The organism is Nocardiopsis oceani, from assembly GCF_054777395.1.
The window spans coordinates 1-851 of the sequence record NZ_BAAHAR010000128.1 but is presented as its reverse complement, the minus strand read 5'-3'; the positions used below and the strand labels follow the sequence as shown (position 1 = coordinate 851).

Here is an 851-nt window from a genome sequence, read left to right as displayed (position 1 = left end):
CGGGCCAGCTGGGCGGTCTCGGTCGGGGTCTTGCCGACCTTGACACCCACAGCCTCCAGAGCCTCCTTCTTGGCCGCAGCCGTACCCGAAGAACCCGACACGATGGCACCCGCATGGCCCATCGTCTTGCCCTCCGGAGCGGTGAAGCCCGCGACATAACCCACCACGGGCTTGGTCACGTTGTCCTTGATGAAGTCCGCGGCACGCTCCTCAGCGTCACCACCGATCTCACCGATCATCACGATCACATCAGTGTCCGGGTCAGCCTCGAACGCCGCCAGAGCATCGATGTGCGTGGTCCCGATAATCGGGTCACCACCGATACCCACCGCCGACGAGAAACCGATGTCACGCAGCTCGTACATCATCTGATACGTCAACGTGCCCGACTTCGAAACCAGACCGATCCGGCCCGGCTTGGTGATGTCGGCCGGGATGATGCCCGCGTTCGACTGCCCAGGACTGATCAGACCCGGGCAGTTCGGACCGACGATGCGCGTCTTGTTGCCCTTAGTGCCCGCGTAGGACCAGAAGGCGGCCGTGTCGTGCACCGGGATGCCCTCGGTGATCACCACCGCCAGACCGATCTCAGCGTCCACCGCCTCGATCACCGCGCTCTTGGAGAACTTCGGCGGAACGAAGATCACCGTCACGTCGGCACCGGTGGCGGCCCTGCCCTCGGCCACCGAGCCGAAGACCGGCACCTGCGTACCGTCGATATCCACGCTCTGCCCGGCCTTGCGCGGGTTCACGCCACCCACGACATTGGTGCCCGAAGCGAGCATCCGACGGGTGTGCTTGGTGCCCTCAGAGCCGGTCATGCCCTGGACCAGCACCTTGCTGTCCTTGTT

General features: G+C 64.7%; 1 protein-coding gene. It reads right to left on the bottom strand.

Annotation, left to right across the window (positions count from 1 at the left end; genetic code table 11):
- The coding region (gene sucD / locus ACYVDG_RS32690) for a succinate--CoA ligase subunit alpha (protein ID WP_460764188.1) at positions 1–851 on the bottom strand (851 nt) is incomplete at both ends.